This window comes from Achromobacter sp. GD03932 (assembly GCF_029839485.1).
In the GTDB taxonomy this organism is placed as follows: Bacteria; Pseudomonadota; Gammaproteobacteria; order Burkholderiales; family Burkholderiaceae_B; genus Achromobacter; species Achromobacter bronchisepticus_A.
Map to the genome: position 1 here is coordinate 104,905 of NZ_JAOCAT010000024.1, position 8,334 is coordinate 113,238.

At 60.4% G+C, this 8,334-nt stretch carries 4 protein-coding genes; all 4 read right to left on the minus strand.

Annotated elements, in window-relative coordinates; all coding sequences use genetic code 11:
• Positions 1 to 20: 20 nt before the first annotated feature.
• Complete coding sequence (locus N5C88_RS21725; protein WP_280016205.1) at positions 21 to 3,227, minus strand: retention module-containing protein; 3,207 nt, start codon at positions 3,225 to 3,227, stop codon at positions 21 to 23.
• 224 nt (positions 3,228 to 3,451) lie between these two features.
• On the minus strand, positions 3,452 to 4,471 hold the full coding sequence (locus tag N5C88_RS21730; protein WP_280016206.1) for a calcium-binding protein: 1,020 nt from the start codon (positions 4,469 to 4,471) through the stop codon (positions 3,452 to 3,454).
• Positions 4,368 to 5,102: a retention module-containing protein gene (locus N5C88_RS21735; protein ID WP_280016207.1), complete on the minus strand. Its 735-nt coding sequence runs from the start codon at positions 5,100 to 5,102 to the stop codon at positions 4,368 to 4,370. Before N5C88_RS21735 ends, N5C88_RS21730 begins: the two co-directional genes overlap by 104 nt.
• A gap of 261 nt (positions 5,103 to 5,363) precedes the next feature.
• Positions 5,364 to 8,334: type I secretion C-terminal target domain-containing protein (locus N5C88_RS21740; RefSeq protein WP_280016208.1), on the minus strand; the 2,971-nt coding region annotated here is incomplete at its 5' end.

The following is an 8,334-nucleotide window of genomic DNA, read 5'->3' on the forward strand; positions in this document are numbered from 1 at the left end:
ATCTCCCCGGGAGCTATTGTTCAGGCGTGGTCGACGGTTAGCTTACCTTTCTGCAGCAGGTCATTGATGATGGCCTGGTTGCTCATGGACTGGCCGTAGGTATCGTGGGTGAGATCCACGTTTGCCAGCACGATCTTTTGGTCCGCGCCCTGGGTACCCAGCTGGCCGTGGGTGTTCACATCGATGACCGTGTCGTTGTCTTCCTTGCGGAAGCCCAGGTAGTTGGTTAGGTTGCCGTCGTTTTCGCCGACGAGTAGTTCCTGCAAGTCAAGAATGTCGCCGCCGTCGGCTTGCTTTTGAATCGAGAAGTCCATGATCCTATCCACAGCAGGGGCGTCCGTGGTGCCCTGGTCATTGAGTCCCCACTTGAACGTGTCGCTGTTGTCGTCATATCGGACGCCATTGCCGTCGCCGTACATGAGGTCATTACCCATGCCACCTATCAGAACATCACTGCCTGCATCGCCTTCGAGATAGTCGTTGCCTGTGCCGCCCGACAGGATGTCGCGGCCATTGCCACCGTACAAGGTGTCGTGGCTACCTTGGCCGTAGAGGATGTCGTCGCCATCGCCGCCGTGTAGGATATCGAAACTACCGCGCGTATCTCCATGCACTTCTAGGATTTCATGGTTTTCCGAGATGAACTTGTGCAGATCTACATCCGTAGGCGGCACGCCAACCTTCAGAAACAAGAATTGCTTGAGCGCCTCCAGGCCCAACCCGTCGTGCAGACCTTCAGGCCTGGCGGGATTGCCATCGATGCCCCAGGGTAACTGATCGGTGTTGATCGCATCGCCGAACAGGATGTCTGAACCCTTTCCTCCGGAGATCCAATCTGTGTCCGGCAAGGCCAGTACATGGCCTGGCAAGTCGCCGGCCTCAGCTTCTCGGCCTTGAGAAATCCAAAAGTCAGCAGGTTTTGGGGGAGGAGGGGGAAGGCCGAGCATGCCTCCGTGGTCGCCTAGTATCACGTCATTGCCGTCTCCGCCGTACCAATTGTCGATGATCTGGGCTCGGTTGTAATCGTCGTCGCCACCGACGATGAGCTGGCCTACGTTGATTTTGAATGTCTGCTGATGGGATAGGTCGTCGCCTCCGTTGGAAGTGCCACCGTTATCTCTGACGCGAAAGTCGAAGGACGATGAAGTATTGTTTCCGTCGAAGGTCACAGCGTCGGGTTGGAACACTAACTTTCCGCTGGCCAGATCTTCAGTGCTGATTTCTTGTCCTTGCACAATCGCTTTGCCATTCAAGAGCAGCCGACCGTGTTGGGGTAGAGAGTCGATGATCACCGACTTCATCGATTGTCCCTCCCCTGGGTCGGAGAATGGGAAGTCATTCAGACTGAACGTGTAGCGGCCGCCTGCCACGACGTTGCCAGAGGCGTCTTGCGATACCGAGGCATCGTTGACGGACAGAACTCGAACGTTCAAGGTGGATGAGGTCGTGAGCGTGCCGTCCGTCACGGTGTACGTGATCTGCGGGACGTTTCCGTTCCAGTTTGCGTCCGGTGTGAACACATAATTGCCGTCGGCTTTCACGAGGATTGAGCCCACGCCCTCCATGTACGCAGTGATGCCGGCGGAGTACGTTGTGCCATTGAGGGTGAACGTTGTGACAGTCAGCGCGTCGTTGTCGACATCGATTGCCCCGATGAGCACGTTGCCGGATGCCGCGTGGTCCTCTAACACCTGGTTGTCGTGTGCCTGGAGGATCGGCGCGTCGTTGGCGCCCGTGATTTCAACGGTCAAGACGGCCGAGCTGGTACCGCCCTCGCCATCGGAGACGGTATAAGTGATCGAACTGTAGGCTTTCTCGCCGACGCCGAGGTGTTGAAAGGCAGAGCCTGGGTCGAAGCTGTAGGAGCCATCGGCGTTCAGTGTGAACGTGCCGCCGTTGGATCCCGCGATGGCGGCGCCTACGTCGGCTGTGTTGCCGTTCACTTGCGAAACGACAAGTGCGTCGCCGTCTGGGTCGTTGTCGTTTGCCAACACGCCGTTTTGAGCACCGACGTCGAGAGTCGAGTCCTCGCTGACAGCGCCCGAGTCGCCAGCCGCCAGGGGGGCGGGATTGGCAATGGCCCAGTCGAACTTCTGCGAGGTTGTCGCGCCAGAGGGGTCTGTGGCGGTGATGGTGACGTTGTATACGCCGATACTGCCGCCTTGCGACGCCGATGGATCGATATCACCGTTAATGATGCCGGTGCGCGGATCGATGCTCAGGCCGGGCGGCAAACCGGTTGCGGTGTAGGTAGGCTTGTCGCTCGCGTCCGGATCCGAGAAGCGGCTAGAGATGTCATAGCTCACAAGAGTCTGGCCATCCAGGCTGGAGGTATCGGAAATGGCGGTGGAGACTGGACCGTCGTTGGTGCCAGTGATCGTGACGACGGCGGTTGCCGTGGAGGTGGCGCCGCTGGGATCCGTGATGGTGTACGAAATGGTGCTGGTAGTGGTTTCGCCCGCGGCCAGGCGGTCAAACGCGTTTCCCGGCGTGAAGACATAGCTGCCGTCGGGCAGAACAGTGAACGTGCCGCCATTGCTGCCCGCGGCTGCAATGCCGTCCGAGGTCATCGGCCGGCTACCCACCGACGCTATCGTCAGGGGATCGCCGTCCGGGTCTGAGTCGTTCGAGAGCAGGTTGCCGCGCACCTGGCCGTTTTGATAGCCTTGCCCTGCATCGTCCCGCGCGGCGGGCGCATGGTTGACGCTGATGGGCGTGGGTGCTTCGTCGTCGCCGTTGATGGGGCCAATGCCGGACATGCGTGACAAGACCGCATCATCGCGAGCGGGATTCGAGTAGGCCAGGTCAAGCGGGCTGGTGGTTTCAAGCAGACGGGCCAGGCGGACAAAGCTGCTGCCGCCTCCGCCTCCGCCGCCAGCCACGACGGCGGCGGTGGGATCGAGTTCGTCGAACAGGTCGCGGCCGTCGCGCAGGGCAGCCAACAATCGGTCGGAGTCGGTGCCAGTGGGCGGCGCTACCGCCGCTTCGGACGCATCATCCAGAATGCCGGTCATTTCGCTGGTCAGCGCAACTTCGCGGCCCTCGCCGATGATGATCGGGCTGCCGTTTTCAACCTGCAGGGAAACCGTGGCGCCCGAGGCCGTGACGACGTCACTGCCGGGTGGGACCTTGCTGCCCATGTGCAGTTCGGTCAGGGATCCGTCGCCGTGGCGCAGCCATGCGCGACCAGAGATTTCGTTGACGATTGCGGCAGGAGTGTTGGCCATGTTGGTCCCGATCAAGAGCGTTGTCCAAGATGGTTCGATACTAGTGGGGGCCGCTGCCGCTCGATACTGCCAATACTAATAGTGCTAAGCAAAAGCGTAGCGACTTGATGGAAAGGGCATCATGCCGAGAAGGCCATTGCGAGCCTTTTTGGGGCTTGCTGCTTAGCCGTGGTCAACGTTCAGCTTACCCTTCTGCAGCAAGTCGTTGATGATGGCCTAGTTGTTCATGAACTGGCCGTAGGCATCGTGGGTGAGGTCGACGTTCTCCGGCACGATCTTCTGGTCGGCGCCCAGTGTGCCCAGCTTGCCCGGGTACTCACGTCGATGACCGTATCGTTGCCTTCCTTGCGAAAATTGAGATACCGGACCAGTGATCCGTCATCCTCGCCGACCAGCAACCCCTGTAGATCCAGAACGTCGCGGCCTTCGGCGGGCTTCAGGATCGAGAAGTCCTTGATCGTGTCGACGGCCGGCGTGCCTGCGGCGCCTTGGTCGTCGAGCGCCCACTTGAACGTGTCACTGCCCGAACCGCCGTAACGGATGTCGTTGTCCTTGCCCCTAAGCAAAAGATCGTTGCCGGCATCGCCAAACAGCGTGTCGTTGCCGGTGCCGCCAGACAGGACGTCGTTGCCCTCGTCGCCGTGGAGTAGGTCGCTTCCGCCCTGGCCGTAGATAATGTCGTTGCCCGCGCCGCCATGCAGTTCATCGTTGCCGCCACGCGTATCGCCCTGCACGTCGAAAAGCGCGCGGTTGTCCGAGATGAACTTGTGTAGATCAGCGTCGGCGGGCTGGACGCCATACTTCAAAAATAGGAATTGATCGAGCGCTTCCAGACCGGACCCGTCTGCCAGATCGGCCGGTTTGGGTGAGTTGCCGTTGACGCCCCAGGGCAGGAGATCGGTGTTGATCGCGTCGCCGAAAAGAATGTCCAAGCCGTCACCACCGAGGATGGCGTCGTTGCCGAGCGGAGCCGGTTCGTTGGTGGTATTGCCCCCGGCCAGCGCCGCTTCCAGGTCTGAGGGATCCTGTACGAGTTGCGAGTTTCCCGTGCGGCCAACATCGCTGCCAGCACGTCCCGATTTGTTGCCAGGGGTGCGCGGGGTCCAAGTGCGGATACTGTCGATATCTACGCGCAGTTCACTATTGGTCGAGGTGCCATCGTTGAGAACGAACTGGTACAGGTAGTCGCCGGGGCCGTGGTGCCTGCTTCTGGTGTTGGCAGCGGTCCCCGACTCTGCCTCCATCCACCCCCGGATCGGAGAAATGGATGGAGACGTCATAGCGCACGCCGGTCTGGGCGTCGATCCCTGACGTGCCGGAAATGGTGGTGGAACCGGTGCCGCTGTTGCCGCCGACGACGGGCGGCGTGGAGGTCTCGTCGTCTAAGCCGGCCGCAGCGGCACTGTGCACGCGGGGCAGGATATCGTCCCCGCGGCCGAGCGGAGAGTAGGACTGTTCCAGCGGATTGGTGGTTTCAAGAATGCGGGCCAGCCGGACAAAGCTGTTGCTGCTGGTATCGCCACCGGCCGTGACGGCCGCGGTAGGGTCCAGTTCATCGAAGGGGGCGCGGCCGTCGTCCAATGCCGCCAGCAGGCGTTCGGAGTCGGTTCCCGAGGGCAAGGCCACCGCGGCTTCGGATGGATCGGCCAGGGCGCCGGCGACGTCGCTGGTGAGCGCGAACTCGCGGTCTTCGCCGATGACGATCGGCACGCCATTCCCGACTTGGAGGGAAACCGTGGCGCCCGACGCAGTGACGACGTCGCTGCCGGCGGGGACCTTGCTGCCTTGATGGAGTTCCGTCAGGGATCCGTCGCTGTTGCGCAGCCACGCGCGACCGGAGATTTCGTTGACGATCGCGGAAGAAGTTCTGACCATGTTGGCCCCCTTTCAAAGGGTTGTCCAAGATGGCCAGATACTAGAGGGCGCTGCTTCGGCCCGATACTGTTGATGTTGATAGGGTTAAGAATTCCCAGCCGTTGCTTGCAAGGCCAGTCAGGACGGATTCCGCGTGACAGAGGCGTTTGACTCAGATGTACTTTCTGGTTGTTCCAGACGCCTGGCGAGAAGTGCGCAATGCAAAGCAGGGAAGGCCGTCGTCGGCCTTCCCTGCAAGTACTGCCTGGCTGTAGCTACTGCTTAGCTGTGGTCGATGTTCAACTTCCCTTTCTGCAACAGGTCGTTGATGATCGCCTGGTCGGTGGCGAGCTTGCCGCCGTTGGTCAGGTCCACATTTTCCAGCACGATCTTCTGATCCGCACCTTGGCTGGCAATCTTGCCCTGGGTGTTGATTTCGATGACCGTGTTGTTGCTATTGGCGGGGTCCTTGGTGAAATGCAGGTACTGCGTCAAGGTGCCGTCCTTCTCGCCTTGCAGCAGTTCCTTCAGATCGAGGATGTCTCCGCCATCAGCCGGCTTCAGGATGGAGAAGTCCTTGATCGTGTCCACGCTCGGAGCGCTTACTGTGCCCTGGTCGTTGAGTTCCCACTTGAACGTGTCGCTGCCTGCGCCGCCGATGAGGGTGTCATTGCCCTTGCCGCCGACCAGCAGGTCGTTGCCTGTGCCGCCATACAGCACGTCATTGCCTTCGCCGCCATACAGTTTGTCGTCTCCACCCATGCCGAACAGTATGTCGTTGCCAGCGCCGCCCCTGAGGACGTCGTTGCCGTCGGACGTGCTGGACTTGTCGAACTCAGCACTGTGCTGCGTGATGTACTGATGGAGATCCTGGTTGGTGACATCGGTCACGTTCTTGCCGAGCTGGGCTGCGACATACGCTTCCAACCCGGATACACCATTGCCGTGGCTGCCGAAACTAAGGGCATCGCCAAACAGAATGTCGTGACCAGTGCCGCCGTCGATGGTGTCGGCGCCGGAAGGCAGTACGTTCTTGGTGCCCAAAATCGCTCCGGCCAAGTCGGAAGGATCGAGGTTGGCCAGGACATTGCCGTCGCTGTCGAAGTTCTTCAGGTCGGTGGTATTCAGTTCCTTGCCCAAACCGATGGCTTCAACCGTGGATTTGGTCGCGAGTTCGGCATAGGCCTTGTTGGAGTCACTCAGCGTATCGCCGCTCGTGGAGGAACCAGTGCCGCCCAGCGGGCGATAGACATACCGGCCATTCTCATCGATGGTCATGACACCAACGATGCTACGGTTCCAGCCGCTATCTGCATAGACGTGGCCGTCCTTGTCAATAATGGTCGTGCCCCAGCGTGAGACGACGTCGCCCATCTTGTAGTTCGTCAGGAAGGAACTGAGCTTCGAACCGTTGTAGACGGTCGGGTCGCCAGTGCCATTCGTCGAGTAGTGGAACGTCGGCTTGCCGTCGGTAATGAAGTAGGTCAGGTTCTTCGCATTCGTGTTGCCAGTCGCCTGGGATCCATTGAACCAGTTGGTGGCCGCCTGGAACGCTGCTTCATAGTTCGTCCCGCCTCCGGACTGCATCGAGTCGAGGACAGCCATGAGCTTGGTGAGCGCTTGCGGGTCCTTCAGGTCCACACCGATGTTGGCTTTCAGGCCCGAGTCAAAGTCGAGCAGGAACACGTTCACCTTGCCCGCATTGCCCTGCTTTGCGCTGTCGATGAGCGCCTGGAACACGGTGATGAGCGATGCGCGGGCGTCCGCCACGGCCTGGTCGCCCATACTGCCTGAGGTGTCCACCATGAAGGCCAGGTTGTAGTTCTGTCCTTGGACGATCTGGAGACCCTGCGTGTCGGCGATGATGATGTCGTTGCCGTCGGATCCCGTCAAAGTGTCGTTGTAGGTCGAACCCGTGAGCACGTTGTAGGAGGTAACACCGATTTCCGTGTCGACCGTGGCGCTGTCTCCGCCCACGCTCTCCGTGGAGGTCACCTTGGCATGCAGGTCGAAACTACCAGTACCCAGCGGCACCGTCATCTTCAGCGTACCCAGGTCCTGCTGGTTAATGGTCCAGCCGCCCTTGCCGTCAGATTGGCCGTGATTGAACGTCACGCCCGCGGGGAAACCGGTGAGAGTGACCGGAGACAGGGATTCGCTGCCATCCTTGTCCGTCAGTTCGACCGCTATTTGCACATCGTAGGTCTCATAGCCGGTAAGCACGTTCTGGACGACAGTACTACCGTCGTTGCTGAAAGAGCTGCCGTCGCCAAAGACTATGTCTTCAATGTTGTTGATCGGTCCAAAGGTGACACCTGTCTCCTTGTCCGTGATCATGACGCCGTCATACCCGCCACCGGTGGCGCGATGATCGCTGGCATAGGTGATGGTGTAGTTGCCCTTCGGCAGGCCGAGGTAGATGTAGTCCTTGGCATCACTGAGCTTGGAACCGTTACCATCGATACTCTTCGGGCGCGTGGCATTGGTAAGGTGGCCGCTGGCGTCACCCAGGACGAAGATGTCGCGCACGTTGGCGCTGCCGTTGAGATTTCCGCCGTTCTCGGTCGCGCTCGTCCAGATCTTCGAGCCGCTGCCGGCAGTGACCTTGCCGTTCTCCACCGTGAACCCGGAGCCCGAAGCGCCGCCGTCGACGACGATCACGGTACCGGTAGTGGTTTGCTCGGGCTTGCCCAGATTCAGGCTGATGGTGGGCGCATCGGCGGCAGGGTTGATGTCCACCGTCAACGTGGTTTCCCGTCCGGTGTTCTGCCCGTCGACCGGCAGGAACTTGATGTGAGCGTAGTCGTCATGCATGTTGCCCACGCCCGGCTTGTTGTAGCCGTCGGCACCGGATTCGTTGGCAGCGGGGACGAAGCGCAACTTACCGCTGTCGATATCGGCCTTGCTGATGGTCTGTCCTTGGGTCACCGAAACCCAATTCCCGGATGCGTTCTGATACTGGAGCGTGCCATTAGCCGGCAAGCCGGTGATCTTGACACCCAGGCGGGATTCGGGGGAGTCGTCGGTGACCTTGAAGTCATTCCACTTGATGGCAAGTGCAGTATCTTCCTTGCCCGTAATGGTGCTGCCAGCAGCTTCAGGGGCCGTGTCGACGCTGTACGGCTTGTCGGCCTCAGCGGTCTTGCTGTTGCCCGCGTCATCGGTGGCGGTGACAGTGGCGTGGACATTGCTGTCGGCAGCCAGATCCGAGCCCGGAACGTTGATGCTGTAGCCCAGCGAGCCATCCGGCCGA

Bases quoted from the DNA above. Each gene is read 5' to 3' on its own strand.
- N5C88_RS21730 (WP_280016206.1), bottom strand. From the start codon at position 4,471: ATGGAGGCAGAGTCGGGGACCGCTGCCAACACCAGAAGCAGGCACCAC.
- N5C88_RS21725 (WP_280016205.1), bottom strand. From the start codon at position 3,227: ATGGCCAACACTCCTGCCGCAATCGTCAACGAAATCTCTGGTCGCGCA.
- N5C88_RS21735 (WP_280016207.1), bottom strand. From the start codon at position 5,102: ATGGTCAGAACTTCTTCCGCGATCGTCAACGAAATCTCCGGTCGCGCG.